This is a genomic window from Mesorhizobium sp. M1A.T.Ca.IN.004.03.1.1 (assembly GCF_003997555.1).
In the GTDB taxonomy this organism is placed as follows: Bacteria; Pseudomonadota; Alphaproteobacteria; order Rhizobiales; family Rhizobiaceae; genus Mesorhizobium.
The window spans coordinates 338,460-355,800 of sequence record NZ_RZTV01000002.1; the positions used below are offsets into that span (position 1 = coordinate 338,460).

A 17,341-nucleotide genomic window follows, 5' to 3' on the forward strand; every position below is an offset into this window, starting at 1 on the left:
CAACTCGCAATCTACCGTCCCTCGCGGCCTTGGCGCCAAAGTGGGGAAAGGGTCAGCCCTCAAAGCCGTATGCCTCCGGCGAAGGGCCTGGATCGCGGCCGGGCGGCCGCACGAACTCGTCCTTGACCTTGATGCCTCGGTAAATCGTCGTGCCGCTTTTCGCCTTCCAGAAGCGCTTCATTGCGCCCTCAGACGATCGCCATGTCAGCCGCGTGTAATCGGGAAGCTTGCGCGAGAAGGTCGACGACTTGAACTCCGCCGCACCCTCGCGGGCTGCCCAGTTGGCATAGCCGAGGTGCAGGTCACCGGGCGAAGTCTCGTCATCCTCCTTGCCGGTCACGATGCAGGCGTTGCGCAGGAAGGCGCCGATCGGATCGCTCTCTTCCCGGTATTCGCGGGTCGCGGCAAGCACGCTTTCCGGCGGTCGCAACCCATAGTTCAGGTAGTCGAGCGTTCCCCGCACCAGCCAGGCGAAGACGCCGTCGGCTTCGGCGCGCAGCTTCTTAGGCAGGTCCCGATCGATCCTGTCCTTCGAGATCTGGACTTCCCAAGGTACGAGATAGACGCGGCGCCAGATGCCGTCGGAAGTGTCATCGATGCGCGGCTTGTGGTTGCCCGAAAGCAGGATCTTGAACTGCGGCAGCACTTCGAAGAAATCCTGGTGCAGCCGCCGCACCGCGATCTTCTCGCCGCCGGTCAGCGTCTTGATCAGCGCGTCCTTCAGCTTCACGCCCATTTCGGGTTCCGATGCCGCGACCAGCCGCGCCCCAAGCAGGCGCGCGAGATCCGGCGTCGCCTCATTGCCCCCTCGCCTGGTATCGCCGGCGAAACTGTCGATCGACAGCGTCACCGCAAAGTCGCCGAAGATCGAGCAGAGCAGGTCGACGAAGGTCGACTTGCCGTTCGAACCGGCGCCGTAGAAGAAGACCAGGCATTGCTCGACGGTGAGGCCGAGAAGGCAATAGCCGGCAAAGCGTTGCAGGAAGCCCCTAATCTCCGGATCGGGCTGCACTTCCTTCAGGAAGGCGTCGAACACCGGCGCCGCGGCACCCGGCCGATACTCGGCTTCGCCGCTCTTCGAGATCAGGTCGACCGGGTTGTGAAGGTCGAGGCGCGGTTGCCATTCATAGACGGGATCCTGCGGGTCGGATTCCTCGTGCTCCATCCGCACGAAGCGAAGCGTGCCGGAGCGGCAGTTGAAGGCATAGATGTCCTTGTTAAGGTCGCCCACTATCCTCGCGACATGCGGCAGCGCCTCCTTCATCATGTTGTCCAGCTTCGATGAACCGGCCGAGCTTTTCGCATGACGATGCCGTGACGATTTCCTGGCATTGGCGCTCTTCTGCGCCTCGCTGGCCGCGTCGATGATCTCTTCCAGTTCCATCAGCCGGCCGAGCCTTTCGGCGTCCCAGTCCTTCCTTGGCGGTCCCAAGCGCTTGCGCTCCAGGCGGGCGTTCCGGCCGGCCTCCAGGGCCCTTTCTTCATCTTCGGTCGCGGTCAGCAGCGCGGCCTCGGCCGAGATCAATTCCGCGGTTTTCTGCGCCAGGGGCCGAACCACCGAACCGTCTTCATCCTCTTTCCAACGCGTGCCGTCGAAGCCATGCCAGCCGACGCGCGCCACATGCAGCACGCGCGAGCCGTAGCGGATCAGGAAACGCCGGCCGTTCCCGATATCCGTCTCGGGCTCCGAGGCGCAGTCGCTCAGCACCGACTGCTCGTCGGGCTGTTCGGGAAGCTGCCGCCGCGTTTCACCCGCGCCAGGCAAGGGGGATCGGGGCTCATTGGCATAGGCGGCCGCCTGGCGCTGAGCTTCCTCGAGCACGGCGGCCACCTGGTCCGGCATGGCGGGCTTCTTGCTGCTCACGCCACCCTCTTCGCGGCTTCGGCAGCCATGGAGGCGAAATCGCAGCCAGGCCGCGGCCAGACGATCGGGATCGCCCTTCCCGGCCGCGCATGCCGGGCACGGGCGCGCGCCATCGCCGCCGCGGTCACAACGCGCTCGGAGTCGCCATCGGCGAGCAGCACGAGCTCGGTGACCTGTTCGCCCACCCACATGGCGTCCTCGGGGTCCTGACCAGGTCGAGGAATCGGGCCGGCAATCATCACCGGTCGCGGCACGCCTTTCGAATCTGGCTTCTTCAATTCTGGATGGGCGAACCGCGAGGCGGGATCGGCCGGGCCGGCAAGATTGCCGAGATCGCCGGCGGCGAAATAGAACGTGTCCTCGCGCCAGCTCTCCCAACAGGCAAAGGCCGCGCCGTTCTCGATCCCCTCCCCGCCGACCCAGCGTGCCGCGGAAGGATCGCCGAAAAGCGGGATCAGCCCTCCCTTCTTCGAGCCGCGCATTTTCTTGGTCGGCAGGGGCTCGCCGGTCGCCGGATCGGTGAGCAGCGGCCGGAACTTCGGCGGCCGCGCCAGATCGATCCAGCTGATGTGGCAGCCGATCGCATCCAGGTCGGCTTTGAGGAAGGGCGCGACCATCGCCGGCCCAGAATGGAGCTCACTCGGCCGACCGCGCTCATCGCTGCCGTGCCAGTAGGCCAGCTCCGATGCGTAGCGCAGCCATTGCGAGGCGCCAATGCGCCCGCAGCCGCGTGCCTCGAGATATTCGGGGACCAGCCGCCCGAACCGGCCGACGCGTGCCGCGGCTTCGTAAATAGACCTGGCCTTTTGCCGTTCGCGCTCGCGATAGTCGACCCGCCGTTCGGCGCGTTCAGCCGCCCGAGCTTCATTCAGCCGCCGGCGTTCTTCGAGACGCCTGCGTCGAGCGTTCGCCGCGTCGGCATTTTCGGTTCCCGCCTGGCTAGGAACCGGTCGGTCGAGCAAAATGGAGCACGCCTCCAGCAAGGCCGCGCGACGATGCAGGTCGAGGCCTTCGCAGTGGGCAGCCATGCCGATGCCGTCATTTCCGCCGGCGCCACCGGCCCGGCAGTTCCATTTGTTCTTGGCGGTGTTGAACGCAAAGGTGTCCGTGCCGCCGCAATACGGGCAAGGCTGCGGGTGCTCGTGCCGGCGGCCGGTGAATTTCAGGCCGAGCCGTTTGGCGGCGGCGTCGATCGAGACGGCGCGCGCCTCCTCGACGAACTGTTCAATGACGAAGCCACCAGACTGCATGCTCAAAACAGCGGCTCCTGTTACTCTTTTCCGATCCCCTCGCCGCCACGCGAGAACGTGCCTTCCTCCGCGGCAAGCGCCCGCACCTGCCGGGTGGATAGCCCCAGCCGCGCCCGCACCTGCTCGAGGCTCTGGCCCATTTCGAACAGCAGCCGCACGCCCTCGGCCTGCATCGGCAAAGGGAGCTTGAACAGCGTCGCCGCGTCGATGCTGCCGGGTGTTCCGAAGATTGCTTTTGGAGTTCTAGCAAGCATCGCAGGTGCTCCCTGTTTCAGTGCTCGTCCCGTGAAACATCGCGCCGGTGTCATGCGGCGGCGGCAGGTAGAAGGCGCGGAAGGAAAGCTTCAGCCAGTCGCAGACGGCGATGACCTTGGGCGCCGAGACGCTCTGGCCGTTGCAGATGCGCGAAAGGTCGGAAGCGCTTACCCCGATGTGGCCGGCGCATGCCCGCCAGCCGCGGCCGTCTTCCTCGAGCTTCGCCCGCAAGAGCTTGCCCAATTCGCGATAGTCATAGGCAGCGAGCCTGACCATGCCTGGCCTCCTTTTTGAAAAACAGCGCCGGCTCCTCGCCGATCCAGGCGCAGAGCGCGAGGAACTGATCGGCGCCAGGATCGCGGCCGCGCGCGGCACGAAAGACAGCGTCGACCTCGACGTCGGCTTCCCTCGCAACACGCGTCGGCGACTTACCGCGATGAATGCGCCGGGCTTCGAGGAAGAGCGCAAAGAGCGTGAAATCGACCGATGTTTTCTGGCCTTCTCCGCCGTTTTCCGGTACTTTGATCGAGGAGGCGCGGCTCATCGCGGCGCCTCCTCGCCGCTGCCGGTCAGGGCTTGGGAGGATGCGGGACCGGCAAGGATCTCGGGACCGAAGAGGTCCGGCCGCTGCGCATGGCGCGAGATGCCGGTGGCGCGCTCGATGTCCAGCACGCGTTCGGCCGGCACCCGCTTCCAGGAATAGAAAGCCTGGTGGCGGATGCCCAGATGCGAGGCGAGCGCACCCAATCCGCCAACCTTGGCGGCTGCGATTCTGACGATTTCGATCATGGCCTAATGGTAGGTATTACCTACCTACTATGTCAACACGCAATTGCTTGCAAAAAAGTAAGCAATAATTACTATGCTGGCATGATCGCGACGATACGCACCGACTCGACGACACTCGGCCAGCGCCTGCGCCAAGCGCGCGAAGCTGCCGGCCTGACGCAGAACTACGTCGCCGATCACTTTGGCATCAAGCGCGTGTCGGTCACGCAATGGGAGGCGGACACCACCCGCCCCTCGATGGAGCGACTGCCCGAACTTGCCGCGCTGCTCAAGACCGATGTCGCCTGGCTGCTCGACGCCTCAGGCGCAGCACCTGTACCGATCGTGCGCGAGCCGAAGCCGAGAGCATCGCGCACGCCGATCATCCCCGGCGACGAGCTGGTCGGCGGCCGCGACCTGCCGATCTATGCCGCCGCCATGGGAGGCGAAGGCCACATGATCGTCACCTTCGAGGCGATCGACTGGGTAAAGCGCCCGGCGGTGCTGCAGAATGTCCGCGGCGGCTACGGCATCCTGGTGCGTGGGGAATCGATGATCCCGGCCTACTGGCCAGGCGACACCGCGCTGGTGAACCCGCATCTGCAGCCGGCGCGCGACTCCGATGCCGTGTTCTTCCACACGCCGCCCAAGGAGCGCGGCGACGAGGAAGCGATCATCAAGCGCCTGGTCGGCATGAACGACCGGGAGTGGACGTTGGAGCAGTACCGGCCGGCGAAGACATTCACCGAGAGTCGCGTCGACTGGCCCATCTGCCATCGGGTGGTGGGAAAGTACAACGCGCGATAACCGAGAGGAGTTTCGCAAAGCAATGATTTTCCCATTTAGCTGCTTTTGGGTTAGGGATTCTCTGGAGAACTTACCACTTCTTGATTCCTCTTCCCAAGTCACGCCGCCTTAACAGGAATGCCATGAATAGACGTTCAAGCGTAACACGCGATGATATAGATGATTGGTTCGCCGAGGAAGAAGCTTCCGATGTAAGCGATGTTTTCGGTGATATCACAGATCCTGCCGAGAAGTACGCAAAGAGCCAGCTTCGTGTAGTTCGTGAAACAAAAGACTATCAACTCGACTATCTAGCTCATGCACTTCGACCCGACAATGAGCTAATCGATACCGATCCCGCATATCAAAGACGCCTTCGCTGGAGTAATAAGAAAAGATCATTACTAATCGAGTCTCTTCTTCTCAATATTCCTATTCCGTCAGTATTTTTGTTTGAAACCGACTACAACCGTTATGAGGTCATCGATGGTCGCCAACGACTTGAGACTATAAATTCGTTTCTCGCAAACAATTTTGCGCTTACGGGCCTGGAATATTGGGCGGAGCTAAACCGAATGCGGTTCAACGACCTGCCGCTCGTGTTGCAAAGGGGGCTGCTGCGCCGCAGCATATCTGCGGTCGTTCTCCTCGCTGAAACTAAGGTCGTGGATGACGACGGACTGGATGTGCGGCGTGTGCTCTTCGACCGCTTGAACACCGGAGGTATCCGGCTAAACCCGCAAGAACTCAGAAACTCCTTATATCCGGGGCCATTGAACGCACTGTTAATCCGCCTTGCGCGCGCGGACGTTTTCACTCGGATTTGGGATATACCTCCTTACCGGCCGAACGAGGATCGTGAGCCTTCCGAGGCGCTGCTCAAGAATCCATTGTATGCATCTCTCGCTGACGCGGAACTCGTGCTTCGGTTCTATGCGCTTCGGGACGCAATTGAAAACGGTCGAAGCGGGTCGCTTCGGCGGATACTGGACAGATTCATGGCTAGGAATGCCGCGCTGGATAGCCGCGACCTTGCTTACATGGAACAAGAATTTCTAGTCCTTTTAACCCGCCTTTCAAACACTTTTGAAGGGAGACCGTTCCGACTACCCAAAACTAACCGTCCGAGCAGGCCCCTATATGACGCAATGATGATAGCTCTAAGTAGATCTCCTGAACTCGACGTTGAAGGAAATAGCTCGAATATTCGTTCAAAGTTAAGTGACTTTCTCTCTGACAGGGACACCTACGATGTACTGGTTGGGCGCGGGAATACCGTGGAATCAATCCGCGATCGCGTGAGTGTGGCCGCAAGTATTCTTAGGGGCTAACCGATGCCGCATTCGCTGGACATTGTCCTGACTGACTTTAAAAATGATTTGGAGAGGGTTGACAGCCTGCTCAATCTCACCAAACTTTTCCGCGATTTCGGCGCCAGCGAGGCTCCATCCCCATCCGGCAATGACGAGCATTCAACCGATTCCTGCGGCAGGCAACCAGTGGCCATACCGGTTTGGGCTGAGGCTTTGGCTCTCCACACCGAATCAAAAGCTAGACGCACTGACCTGCCGATATTTTCGGGTTCACTTTTGCTTTATATTACCGGACGATTCGAGTATTGCATGAAGCAAGTTGTTGAGGCAATTGCCGACGATATCTCGAGCAGGACCGATAAATACGAGAACCTCCCGCAACAGATTCAGCGGTCACTCAAGTACAAGACCTTGGAGGTAGCCCAGAATCCTAAAAAGTTTGGCTATTCCGATGCCATGGCTGACTCCTTGCTTGAAAGTCTTGTGCTTAATAGTAGAGGGTCCTCACAGAGTTTTTCGATAAAGTCTGAAGTTTTATCTATTACAGGATCCAATATGCGGCCAGAATTGCTTCAGGAATTGCTAAAAACTCTGGGCTTAACAGATTTTTGGCGTGACGTTGGCAAGCAGGCTAGCGTAAAACTATTTCTGCAAAAGAGCGTCGACCAAGAAGCTTCAAGTGCAGCGCAGGCGAAATTGAGCGAGATTATGGAGGAACGCAATCAGATTGCCCATCCTACCTCAACTACAAGCTTCCCTGATGCAGACAAGGTATTGAAGTCATCGGAGTTTTTAAGAATTCTTGCGTCCAACGCCGTGGATATAGCAAAAGTTTATCTGACCGGCTATCAAGGGAGCATGGCTATTAGCGCTTAGACCTCCTCCAGCCTGCCGCGACGGCCTCGGCCTCAGAACAGAACCACCTCTCGCCCTTGGCCTGGTTGATGATGGTCACGCTGTAATATTTCTGCCCGGGCACGTGATAGATCCGTTCGCCTTCGGCCGAAATGTTGCCCTTGATGTTGCAGCCGGGGCTGCCGCTGCCGACCGCGAAGGTTGGCGTCGACGCCGCCTCCAGGTCGTCGCTGTGCTGCGCCCGCCAGTCCCAGGGCGCCTGGAAGTTGCCAACCCATAGGCCGAGCTTCGCCGACTGCGCCTTGGCCTGTTGCGCTGAATAGGCGCCGTTGCTGTATTTCGGCCAGTCCAGCGCTTGCCCGTGCTCGACCATCCACGCGGCCACGTCGGTCCCGTCGGCGCGCGTGCAGTTGCCGACAAAGCGGCCGTAGCGGTCCCATGTCACGAACGAGCATTGCACCGGCATCGAGGCCGCCAGGAACTTGTCCAGGACTTCGGCGGAGCGGCGGCCGCAGGGATATTCGAAGCCCTTCGCATCGTCGCAATATTGGCGGCTCTCCGGCGCGTCGATGCCGTTGAAGCGCACGCGCTGGCCGTGGATCTCGATTGTGTCACCGTCGATGACCGAGGCGACGCCGGCGATTGATGCCGGCCTCGGCTTGATGATGTTCTGCAGGCTGATTTCCGGAAGCGATCCGCTGTTGTGCATGACGAACTGCGTGAGCAAGGCAGAAAACGCAGCCACCGTCACGAGCACAAGACGAAGCGGCACGCTTGCCCATCGCCTAGCGCGCGAGCGTTTCGCGCCTGCGCGCCGCCCTCGCCACCGGTCAGAGCGATTGTTATATCGAGCCTTGTCCAAGCCCTCTCTCCCCAAGAGAAAGATGCGGCCAGACAATCAGTTAAGCAAGAGCCCCGGGTTCGACGGCAAGAGGGAGAGCTCAAATCCACGCGCTTTGTTCAGCGATCGGTGCACGTTTCTGAAACCCACTTTCGCGAAAGTCGAGCAATTCCTGATACACCTCAAGGTGCCCGGCAAAATTGCGCGCCATAAACCGCACCAACTTCGGATTGTTCAACAACCTGTCGAAATAACTCGTAACGGCGACCAGGTTGAGCACTGTTGCGCCATGGGTGCTGGCGGCGCTCAGATATTCACGGCTGACCTTGGCCAGGTCGGTTTCCATGGCAGCCAACTGCGACGGAGAGATGCCCTCATATTGCTTTCTGGGCGCACAAGGGTCGGTGAGCTGCGATCGTGGTGTGAGCGCGATCAACACTCTCGCCACTCGAAATTGCACCCGGTCCAACGCTATCATGAGACGCACGATTTCAACCTGCCGGCTCGGCACGACCTCTCGCAATAAGGGGAAAATCTTCAAGGGGGCGCCGAAATCGTTCAGGAGGTCGAGAGCCTCGAGACAGACACCGCCGACAAGCTGCGGCTCGGCCGCGACACTGAGCGGGCCTTGCTGGTCCTCGTGGAATTCCGTTCCTCTCGCCGAAGATTGCGCCAGGATCCAAGGCAGCGTTCCGAGACCATGCGCCTGCAGCAAGGCGCGGAACGACGCGTTGGCCAGGATCTGACCGGTGGCATTGACGACGACTTCCAGTTGATGCCGCACTGCGGCGGCTTCTCTGATGAAATCCTGCATCCGATCGAATTGGCGTTTATAGGTCCGCAAGAATGCCGGGCCACGCAATGGATTCTGCGGCGCCTGCAAATTGCTCGTCAGACGGGTGGCATGCCGGTTGTTCTCGACGAAGCGACGAAGCTCGGCCTTGGTTACTGTCATGGGATCGCCGAAACCGATTCTCGTCTCCCCATCTCCACGACAGGATCGAGCGAAGCGAAGAGGAAGGCATCAAGGCGCACGCCGTTGTTTGCGTTGAGCATGCGAAGGGCGGATTGCGCTTGATGCGCGGGCGCAATGAGGAAGTCACGAACAGTTTGATGATCGGGCTCCATTCTGATCAAAATCGTCACATCTGGCCCAACGAGACCGCGGTTCCAAAATATCCAGCGTGGATAACCGGTGACGATAATCCGATAGCGCGCGATCCATATCGCGATGGAGAATTCGTCATTGACGCACAAAAGCTTTGTTTTGGGATCGTACAGTGCCGAACCACCGACCTTGTCAATGTTCGACATCAATTCCTCGACGACTTGCTGCCGGATCTGTTTGAGCCGGTTGCTGACATCGAGTTTCCGATAGTTCGCCGAGGCGTCGTATCCGATCAACTGGTAGGCGGCCTTCATGCTTCCAAATCGGTGCGCGTAAATGGAGGCTGAATGACAGAAGGGGGCGGCGTCAATGATTGGGCTCGACAGCTTCCCCCGCTCTTTCAGGAGCTTGGTCAGATCGGCAAGCAGCTCCTCATCGGGCCTGAGGTAAGCGCGCGCGCGCCTGATAGCTTGCGCACGATCGAAAAGCGCCCGGGTCACGAGCGGCTCGATGACAGCGTCGGCGCGAACAAATGCGCTTGGCGGATTTCTTACCCGGTCGTGCAGAAGCCTATGGGATATTCGATTCCAGACATTGTTGCCGATGTACTTCTCGCTCGTCAGTATCGTGCCCACGCATGCTTTGGTCCATGGTCGGCCGCGTTCAGTAACCAGGCCGCGAGCGTTCAATGCGGTCGCAATTTCGGCTTCCGTTTTTCCCTTCGTCACGAATTGATTGAACATCCACCGTACGGTGGAGACCTCCTCTTTCGGCCCCGGCACTAGAATGACGCGATCGCTTGCCAGCCCTTTTCGCTCGTTGCGATGAAGCATCGCCTTGGGATTTCCGGAGCCGTCAACAAGAAGGCGCCTGAAGCCATAGCCGGCGGGGCCACCGCCGCTGAAACCCAGTGCGACTATCCGGCTTTGACCGGCGAAGACCCTGTTCGAGAGCATGCGGCTGTACTCCGCGGCCATGCTGCGTTTGATTGCCTTCAGGACGTCGGACCCGATGCTCCCATCGTTGACGAACAGCTCGGCGCAGAACTCGATCCGCACTCCGGCCATCTGGCACCGGTATTCATAGGTGGCGCTTTCATCGGTATTCTGGAAGCGCCCCCAACGGCTCACATCGTAGACAACGACGGTCTCGAAATCGGCTCGCCGGCTTTCCACATCTTCCAACAGCTGCTGCAAGCCTGGGCGTCCCACGAGGCTGAGGCCACTTCGCCCGGGATCCTCATAGGTCGCAACAATGTCATAACGCATGACCTTCGCATAATTGCGGATCGCATCTCTCTGGTTGTCGATCGAGTAAATCTGCCTGTCTGTGGACATGCGCAGATACTCGGCCGCACGGATCCTTGGCCTCCCGAGGGGGCCGGCGGGAGCCGTTGCAGACTTGTCCATCTTGCACCGTCGTGCGGGTGTTCTAAGCTAGGGGCCGGCCGCCGCGCGGCAAGAGGAAGGAATGCGCCAGTACATCGGGTTGATCCACAAAGAAGACGCCAGCGATTACGGAGTGTCCTTTCCTGACTTCCCCGGCGTCGTTACCGCCGGCGCAAGCCTCGGCGAAGCGCGCGACTTAGCCGAACAGGCTCTCGCCTTTCATGTTGAGGGTCTGATTGATGATGGCGAGGCGATCCCAGAACCTAGCTCTCTTGAACAGATCATGGCTGACGCCGACAATCAGGAGCTCGCGACCATCATTGTTCCATTGAGGACCCGCTGAAGGGTTACTGCCGAGAGGGTCGCCTTTGCCGTTTGGCAACCATGGCCTTCAACCACCGGGAAACCCTGACTCATTTCGTGAGCAGGCTCCGCCGCCGTTCCGCCGCAATGCGAGCCCACTTCGGCCAGGTACGCCCCTGTTTTAGTTGGTCTTTGGGGCTTGAAGGAGTTCTGGAGATGATGATCAAGAAGGTTTTTGTGGCGGTGCTGATGACCGCGGCACTTGCCGGATGCGAGACCCAAACGGAGGGCCAGCAGCGTGCCACCACCGGCGCGCTTATCGGCGGCGCCGGCGGCGCACTGGTCGGCCAGGCAATCGGCGGCAACACCAAGTCGACGGTGATCGGCGCGGCGAGCGGAGCGCTGCTCGGCGCCGTCGTCGGCAGCGCCACGACCCCGCAGCGCCGCGGCGAGCAGCTCTGCCGCTATCGGGATCGCTACGGCCAAATCTACACCGCGCCCTGCGATGACCGGTATTACAACGGCGATTATTGATCCTTTGAGTGACTGGCTATGGGAGACGGCGTTTTCTGCGCCGGCTCCCCTCTTCCGTCATCCTTTTGTACGCTTCTCGATGTAAAATCGTCTCTGCGGCGGGCTGCAGAGGAGGTCGAGATGACGACGACCCTTGCCGGCGCGCTGAAGGACCGTGGCAAGCGCGCGGTGAAACGGCTGATCGGCTACGATTCCCGCAACTGGCTGCGCATTCGCCAGATCGAGGCTTTCACCGCCTTCCTCGAAGCAGCCAATCGCAAATCCCGCGACGTCATCGAAATCTCACCCGGCTGGAACCGCTACTGGCGCGCGATGTGCCCAAACTACCGCTCGGTCGATTTCCCCGAGTTCGACATCTGCCGCGACCGCACCGACGAGCAATTTTCGATTGTCATTGCCGACCAGGTGCTCGAGCACGTGCAGCGGCCGCTCGCGGCCGCCGCCAACATCCATGCAATGACCAAACAAGGCGGCTGGGCAATGGTCGCGACGCCTTTCCTGTTCCGGGTGCATGCCCGCCCGCACGACTACAACCGCTGGACGCCGGCGGGATTGAAGCAGGTCATGATCGAGGGCGGCTTCGCAGAAGACGACGTGCAGGCCTTCGGCTGGGGCAACAAGGCCTGTGCGAGGGCGCATATCGGCGGGCCGGTGCGGGCCTACGGCCTGTGGCGGGATCTCAGCAACGACGAGGAATACCCGCTGATGGTGTGGGCATTCGCGAAGAAGGCATGAGCAGATCGCGGCTCAGGAGCTGATCGCAGTGCTATCGCCGCTGGAAATCAAATCTTCATCTTAACCAGGCATGCTAACGGGTTCTTAGCGACCCAATGGGTCAGACGAGTTCGACGAGGAAGGCTGTCTAGAGCATAGCGACCGTGTCAGATCCGATGCACCTCGAGGGACTTGAAAACCCTGCCCTCGCCGCCGAAGTCGACCGGCTTCTGGCACGCCGCACGCGCGACATCCGCCTAAACGGGGAGATAAGGAACCGCTTTCGGGCACGTGTCTGGCCGCAAACGGCGAAAATCATTCGCGCTTGGATGATCTGGGTCGCCTTGCTGGACGTGCTAACCCTGGCACTCAACATGCTGATGCTGCCTAGGTCTGTCGCGCACTCCATGCTGCTGCCGGGCGCCATCGTCCCGCCCGTGGCAGTGGCGGTTGTTTTCGCGTGGCGAAAACCGCAGTCGGCCTGGCTGCAAGGAACCTCCCTGATTGCGGGCATGTTCCTCATCCTGCTGTCCGTCGCATTGGTCGGCGTAAGCGCTGGTGGCGAGTTCTATGAACGGCAATTGAATGTCATGCTGTTCGTTGCCATTACCGCCATCATCATCTTCGGTATCCCGCTGGCCTGGACGGTTGCCGTCGCCGGGCTGGCGCTCGGGCTGTATCTTGTGTTTCAGCTGCAGAACCCGGCCATCGGCTTGGGGAGCGCCGTCGCTGCGACACTGTTCTTCGCCAGTGGTATCTTCGCAACCGTCGCCGCGCGACGCATCATGACAATTCTGGCTCAGAAGACCTTCCTGTTTGAACTTCGCGATCGGCGCCGGGTCGCCGAACTGGCCAAAGCGAACCATCGGTTGGAAATGCTGGCAAGGACCGATCCGCTCACCGGCATCGCCAACCGGCGCTGGATGACGGAAACGCTCGGCCGCATCTGGGGAAGCGACAAACGCTGCCTGGACGGTGCCGCAATGCTCATGTGCGACATCGACCACTTCAAGAAACTCAACGATCACCTCGGCCATGCAGAAGGCGACCGCTGTCTGGTCGAGGTCGCCCGCATTATCCAGGAAAACGTCAGGCGCGATCACGATCTCCTGGCCCGCTACGGCGGCGAAGAGTTCCTCGTGCTTTTGCCCGGGGTGACCGAGGAAGAGGCGACCTCGGTGGCCGATCGCATTCGAAAGAGCATTGAGGCCGCAGCCATTCCTAACCCAGGCTCTCGCGTTCGCCGCGTTACCCTCAGCATTGGAGTAGCGGTTCAGAGCGCGGACCAGGCCATCTCACCGGAGCAGCTACAGCGTCACGCCGACGCAGCGCTCTATCTGGCCAAGCAAGCGGGCCGTAACCAGGTGCAACTCCACACGACGGAGTCAACCGGGCACCATACCATTCGGGTCGCACGCTAATTGGCTGCCCGCCACGGTCGCCCAAGTGCCGTAGGGCAGTACTGAGGCTGCTGGCGTTAGCGACAGCAGCTTTCTGGATCGCTCGATTTGTCTGGCGCTGTTGGCAATAGTGCCCGCGTTCGGTCGATAAGATCTCCGTTGCGCACCTCCCTATGGCGCTTCAGCGAACGCCGGGTATCGTTCCCCTTCATTGTCTTCCCTTGTCGGTTTCCCTTCCTGGTCATCCGGGGTCGACATCATCTCGAGAAGAACGGACCTTTGCCTTCTGCATTGTGAGCGGCAAAAAACACGGCTGCATTTACCTTTGAGGTTCGCGCCTCCAGGAACGACGTGATTTTGGGCTCATCCGGCTCGGGCCAAGCCGCTGTTCTTGAGCTGGTCAGCCGCCAATGTCTGTTCTTGAGCTGGTCAGCCGCCAATGTCCCAAGATAAGCTTCATTGGCTGACGCGACCACTTGGCGGACCCGGCCGCTCTTTCGCCCGGGCGGTGGACAGAGGAGCGTCGGGAACCCGAGCTCCGTTTTGCCGTTATTTCCGGTTCGGCGGGCCAGCTTTTCCCGCTTGCATTGAGGGACGAAGTCGTGGCGGACAAGGATTTAGCTGAGGGGGACTTCTTCCGGGCGGAGGAGACAGGCACCGAGCGGGTATCCACGGGCAGCGAAGGCCTCGACGACATCTTAGGGGGCGGACTCGATCCCGATAGGATGTATCTCTACGAAGGCCGCCCCGGCACCGGCAAAACGACAATCGCGCTACAATTCCTTCTCCAGGGCGTACGGCTTGGCGAGCGCGTCCTCTACGTCACCCTGTCAGAGACGCGGCGCGAGTTGGCGCTGGTCGCCAAGAGGCATGGCTGGAACCTGGACGGAATCGAGGTTTTCGAGCTGGTCCCGCCCGAGACGTCTCTCGATCCCGAACGGGAACTGACGATTCTCCATCCGGCCGAAGTCGAGCTTAGCGAAACGACAAACCTTGTGTTCGAGAAGGTTGCGGCGCTGAATCCCTCGCGGGTAGTCTTTGACAGCCTTTCGGAGTTGCGTCTGCTGGCACAGAACTCGTTGCGGTATCGACGCCAGGTTCTTGCCCTCAAACACTTTTTCACCGCGCGACGCTGCACGGTAGTGCTGCTGGACGACCTTTCATCGGCGGACACCGATCTGCAGCTTCACTCGATCTGCCATGGCGTGATCAACCTTGAGCAGCTCGCCTTGGATTATGGGGCCGAGCGCCGTCGCATCCGCGTTATGAAAATGCGCGGTATTCAGTTCCGCGGCGGCTTCCATGACTTCACGATCGTCAAGGGCGGACTCAGAATCTTCCCGCGGCTCATTGCAGCCGAGCACCACAGCAAGTTTGCGGGAGATGCTACTCCGAGCGGCAACGCCGAACTCGACAACCTGCTTGGCGGTGGAATTGAGCGGGGAACCAATGCCCTGTTCATCGGCGCCGCCGGGGTGGGGAAATCGTCACTGGCTTTGACATTCGCGCTGGCTGCGGCGGGCCGTGGCGAGCACGCGGTCTACTTTGCTTTTGATGAGGGCCGGGGCACAATAGAGGCGCGAGCGCAAACGTTGGGGATGCCGCTGGATGAGGCTCTGGCCGCCGGAAATATACGGCTCCAACAGATCGACCCGGCTGAGCTGTCCCCGGGCGAATTCGCCGCGGGCGTACGGGCGAGCGTCGAGCGCGACGGTGCCCGGATAATCGTGATCGACAGCTTGAACGGCTATCTCAATGCGATGCCCGATGAGCGGTTCTTGATCCTGCAGATGCACGAGTTGCTGACCTATCTCGGACAGCAGGGGGTAACGACCATCTTGATACTTGCTCAGCATGGCCTGGTTGGCCCGATGGATACTCCCCTCGACATTAGCTATCTCAGCGACGCGGTGCTCATGCTGCGCTATTTCGAATTCGGCGGGTCGGTCCGGCGGGCACTTTCGGTGGTCAAAAAGCGGAGCGGCAATCACGAGCATACCATCCGTGAGTTCCAGCTGACTCCGGCGGGCATTGCGCTCGGTCCGCCGCTGACGCAATTCTCCGGTATTTTCTCGGGCACACCGATCTACAATAGCGATCAGGAGCTGCCAACGGTGCGCGCTGCCAGGGATGACGCCTAGTATGGAGGGCAGCGTCGTGCTTGTGCTGGCTCCGATCGGGCGAGATGGCCCTGCAGCAGTCGAAATTCTATCGCGCATCGGAATTGCAGCGATCGTGTGTGCCGACTTTACCTCGTTGGTCACACGTTTAGGACCGCAATGCCTTGCCGTGATCGCCACAGAGGAAGGCCTGTTTGGCCGGGACATTGCCAAGTTGATCAGCTGGACAAAGAACCAGCCTGTCTGGTCAGACCTGCCTTTCATCATTCTCACGAGCCACCTGGCTCACCAACGGGCCGCCACTTGGCGAGCCGAACTTGTTTCATCGCTCGGCAATGTTACGCTGCTGGAACGCCCTGTCGAGACGATTACTCTCACGAGTTCCACGCGAGCAGCGCTGCGCGGGCGTCAGCGCCAGTATGACCTTCGAAGGCTGCTAAGCGAACTGGAGCATGGAAATGAACGCTTCCGGTTGATCGTGGAAAACGCCCGCGACTATGCGATCATTCTCAGCGATCCGGACGACACCATCACCGACTGGCTGCCGGGCGCGGCGGCCGTGTTCGGCTGGAGCGCAGAAGAAATGATTGGCAGGCCAACCTCCTCCATCTTTACGCCCGAGGACCAGGCAAATGGCGTGCCGGAGCATGAACTCAGCCGCGCTCGCTCCGAGGGCGTCGCTCCCAATATCCGTTGGCATAAGAGCAAGAGTGGGGGGCGCGTTTTTCTTGACGGCCAGACGGTAGCCCTTCGCAATGAGGACGGGACCATCCGAGGGTTTCTGAAGATCGGAAAGGATATAACCGAGCGCAAGCGCAACGAGGAGCGCCAGGCCGTGCTGACCGCCGAGCTACAACATCGCGTCCGCAATGTTCTGGCGACGGTCGCCTCCCTCGTGAAGAGGGGCGACACCGGGGGGACAACGCAGGAGTTTCGAGAGCGGTTAAGCGGTCGGATTGCCGCGTTAGCGCGCACTCAGACCCTGCTTACACGCTGGGCCGGAGAAGGTGTCGTTCTGGATAGCATCGTGCGCGACGAACTGCTGGCACAAGCCGCCGATTCCTCGCGAATTTCGATCGAGGGGCCGCACGTCCTGCTCATGCCCAAAGCCGCTGAAGTGCTGACATTGGCAATCCACGAACTCGCCACAAATGCTGCGAAATATGGCGCTATTGGCGCACCCGGTGGCCAAATCGACGTGCGTTGGGAGCGCAGAGAGCGAAAAGGCCAGGACTGGCTGCAGTTCCACTGGAAAGAAAGCGGTTTGGAGATCTCAACGCGTGGAAACATCCGAAAGGGATTCGGAACAGAGCTGATCACGCGTCGGGTCCCGTTTGAGTTGAAGGGCACGGGCGAGATGCGCCTGACCGCCGGCGGTCTTCATTGCCGCATTGCCCTCCCGCTCAAGCCGAGCGAAAGCGTCCTGCAAACTGACGTGCCGGCCGACCTCCTCAGCGCCAGCGGGAAGAGTCCATGATCGTCGAACTTCTCGCCGGCCGTACAGTGCTGATCGTCGAGGATGATTTTTACTTGGCCGACGATGCACAGCAGATCCTCGAGAATGCCGGGGCGTGCGTCTCCGGTCCCGTTAGCACCGCCCAGGACGCCCGTGCACTCTTGGAAGAAAAGCGACCTGACTGTGCACTGCTGGATGTGAACCTCGGCAGCGGACCCAGCTTCGAATTGGCCTTCGCTTTGAAAGCGAGGAACATACCTTTTGTCTTCCTGACCGGTTACGACGCGGAGATGATTCCGGAAGAGTTCGCAAGCATTCCATGCCTGCAGAAGCCGGTTGAGCCCGCGAAGCTTCTTGCTGCTGTTGCTGCTCTCGGCTCTGAATAG

The 17,341-nt window shown here is 60.5% G+C and carries 18 protein-coding genes and 1 pseudogene; 10 read left to right on the forward strand and 9 right to left on the reverse strand.

Annotated features, from left to right (window positions below; genetic code table 11):
• Window positions 1-52 precede the first annotated feature (52 nt).
• The 6 genes from EOD29_RS07595 to EOD29_RS07620 are packed head-to-tail and all read right to left on the reverse strand — an operon-like array spanning window position 53 to window position 4,158.
• A complete protein-coding gene (locus EOD29_RS07595) occupies window positions 53-1,864 on the reverse strand; it encodes a phage/plasmid primase, P4 family (protein ID WP_245475275.1) in 1,812 nt (603 codons plus the stop codon).
• Complete coding sequence (locus EOD29_RS07600) at window positions 1,861-3,114, reverse strand: P4 alpha zinc-binding domain-containing protein (RefSeq protein ID WP_127246615.1); 1,254 nt, start codon at window positions 3,112-3,114, stop codon at window positions 1,861-1,863. Before EOD29_RS07600 ends, EOD29_RS07595 begins: the two co-directional genes overlap by 4 nt.
• Window positions 3,115-3,134: 20 nt before the next feature.
• The gene (locus EOD29_RS07605) at window positions 3,135-3,368 is read right to left on the reverse strand and encodes a hypothetical protein (protein WP_127246334.1); all 234 of its coding nucleotides are present in this window, start codon (window positions 3,366-3,368) and stop codon (window positions 3,135-3,137) included.
• A complete protein-coding gene (locus tag EOD29_RS07610) occupies window positions 3,358-3,645 on the reverse strand; it encodes a hypothetical protein (RefSeq protein ID WP_127246335.1) in 288 nt (95 codons plus the stop codon). Before EOD29_RS07610 ends, EOD29_RS07605 begins: the two co-directional genes overlap by 11 nt.
• A complete protein-coding gene (locus EOD29_RS07615) occupies window positions 3,623-3,913 on the reverse strand; it encodes a hypothetical protein (protein WP_127246336.1) in 291 nt (96 codons plus the stop codon). Before EOD29_RS07615 ends, EOD29_RS07610 begins: the two co-directional genes overlap by 23 nt.
• Window positions 3,910-4,158 carry a Cro/CI family transcriptional regulator gene (locus tag EOD29_RS07620; protein WP_127246337.1) on the reverse strand — a complete coding sequence of 83 codons (249 nt, stop codon included), beginning with the start codon at window positions 4,156-4,158 and terminating at the stop codon, window positions 3,910-3,912. Before EOD29_RS07620 ends, EOD29_RS07615 begins: the two co-directional genes overlap by 4 nt.
• 81 nt (window positions 4,159-4,239) lie before the next feature.
• Here EOD29_RS07620 and EOD29_RS07625 point away from each other — a divergent pair, with 81 nt between their 5' ends.
• The 3 genes from EOD29_RS07625 to EOD29_RS07635 all read left to right on the forward strand — a co-directional run bounded on the left by EOD29_RS07625 (window position 4,240) and on the right by EOD29_RS07635 (window position 7,112).
• Complete coding sequence (locus tag EOD29_RS07625; RefSeq protein WP_127246338.1) at window positions 4,240-4,944, forward strand: helix-turn-helix domain-containing protein; 705 nt, start codon at window positions 4,240-4,242, stop codon at window positions 4,942-4,944.
• A 122-nt stretch (window positions 4,945-5,066) separates the two neighbouring features.
• Window positions 5,067-6,254, forward strand: a complete 1,188-nt coding sequence (locus EOD29_RS07630; RefSeq protein ID WP_127246339.1) for a DUF262 domain-containing protein — start codon at window positions 5,067-5,069, stop codon at window positions 6,252-6,254.
• A gap of 3 nt (window positions 6,255-6,257) precedes the next feature.
• Window positions 6,258-7,112 carry a HEPN domain-containing protein gene (locus EOD29_RS07635; RefSeq protein ID WP_127246340.1) on the forward strand — a complete coding sequence of 285 codons (855 nt, stop codon included), beginning with the start codon at window positions 6,258-6,260 and terminating at the stop codon, window positions 7,110-7,112.
• Here the strand turns inward: EOD29_RS07635 and EOD29_RS07640 are convergent.
• The 3 genes from EOD29_RS07640 to EOD29_RS07650 form a co-directional block, all read right to left on the reverse strand.
• A complete protein-coding gene (locus EOD29_RS07640) occupies window positions 7,102-7,863 on the reverse strand; it encodes a thermonuclease family protein (RefSeq protein ID WP_127246341.1) in 762 nt (253 codons plus the stop codon). The genes EOD29_RS07635 and EOD29_RS07640 overlap by 11 nt on opposite strands.
• A 169-nt stretch (window positions 7,864-8,032) precedes the next feature.
• A complete protein-coding gene (locus EOD29_RS07645) occupies window positions 8,033-8,887 on the reverse strand; it encodes a plasmid partitioning protein RepB C-terminal domain-containing protein (protein ID WP_127246342.1) in 855 nt (284 codons plus the stop codon).
• Entirely contained in the window at window positions 8,884-10,449 is a 1,566-nt protein-coding gene (locus EOD29_RS07650; RefSeq protein WP_245475277.1) for a recombinase family protein, read from the reverse strand. Before EOD29_RS07650 ends, EOD29_RS07645 begins: the two co-directional genes overlap by 4 nt.
• Window positions 10,450-10,510: 61 nt before the next feature.
• Here EOD29_RS07650 and EOD29_RS07655 point away from each other — a divergent pair.
• The 7 genes and pseudogenes from EOD29_RS07655 to EOD29_RS07685 form a co-directional block, all read left to right on the forward strand.
• A pseudogene (locus EOD29_RS07655) lies at window positions 10,511-10,765 on the forward strand (type II toxin-antitoxin system HicB family antitoxin); the annotation flags it as partial.
• A 182-nt stretch (window positions 10,766-10,947) separates the two neighbouring features.
• On the forward strand, window positions 10,948-11,265 hold the full coding sequence (locus EOD29_RS07660; RefSeq protein WP_127246343.1) for a YMGG-like glycine zipper-containing protein: 318 nt from the start codon (window positions 10,948-10,950) through the stop codon (window positions 11,263-11,265).
• Window positions 11,266-11,385: 120 nt separating this feature from the next.
• Window positions 11,386-12,000: a methyltransferase domain-containing protein gene (locus EOD29_RS07665; RefSeq protein WP_127246344.1), complete on the forward strand. Its 615-nt coding sequence runs from the start codon at window positions 11,386-11,388 to the stop codon at window positions 11,998-12,000.
• A 155-nt stretch (window positions 12,001-12,155) separates the two neighbouring features.
• Window positions 12,156-13,400, forward strand: a complete 1,245-nt coding sequence (locus tag EOD29_RS07670) for a diguanylate cyclase (protein WP_127246617.1) — start codon at window positions 12,156-12,158, stop codon at window positions 13,398-13,400.
• Window positions 13,401-13,981: 581 nt separating this feature from the next.
• Window positions 13,982-15,520 carry an ATPase domain-containing protein gene (locus EOD29_RS07675; RefSeq protein WP_127246618.1) on the forward strand — a complete coding sequence of 513 codons (1,539 nt, stop codon included), beginning with the start codon at window positions 13,982-13,984 and terminating at the stop codon, window positions 15,518-15,520.
• A 1-nt stretch (window position 15,521) separates the two neighbouring features.
• Window positions 15,522-16,976 carry a PAS domain S-box protein gene (locus tag EOD29_RS07680; protein ID WP_164757255.1) on the forward strand — a complete coding sequence of 485 codons (1,455 nt, stop codon included), beginning with the start codon at window positions 15,522-15,524 and terminating at the stop codon, window positions 16,974-16,976.
• The gene (locus tag EOD29_RS07685; RefSeq protein ID WP_127246346.1) at window positions 16,973-17,341 is read left to right on the forward strand and encodes a response regulator; all 369 of its coding nucleotides are present in this window, start codon (window positions 16,973-16,975) and stop codon (window positions 17,339-17,341) included. The genes EOD29_RS07680 and EOD29_RS07685 overlap by 4 nt, the downstream gene beginning before the upstream one ends.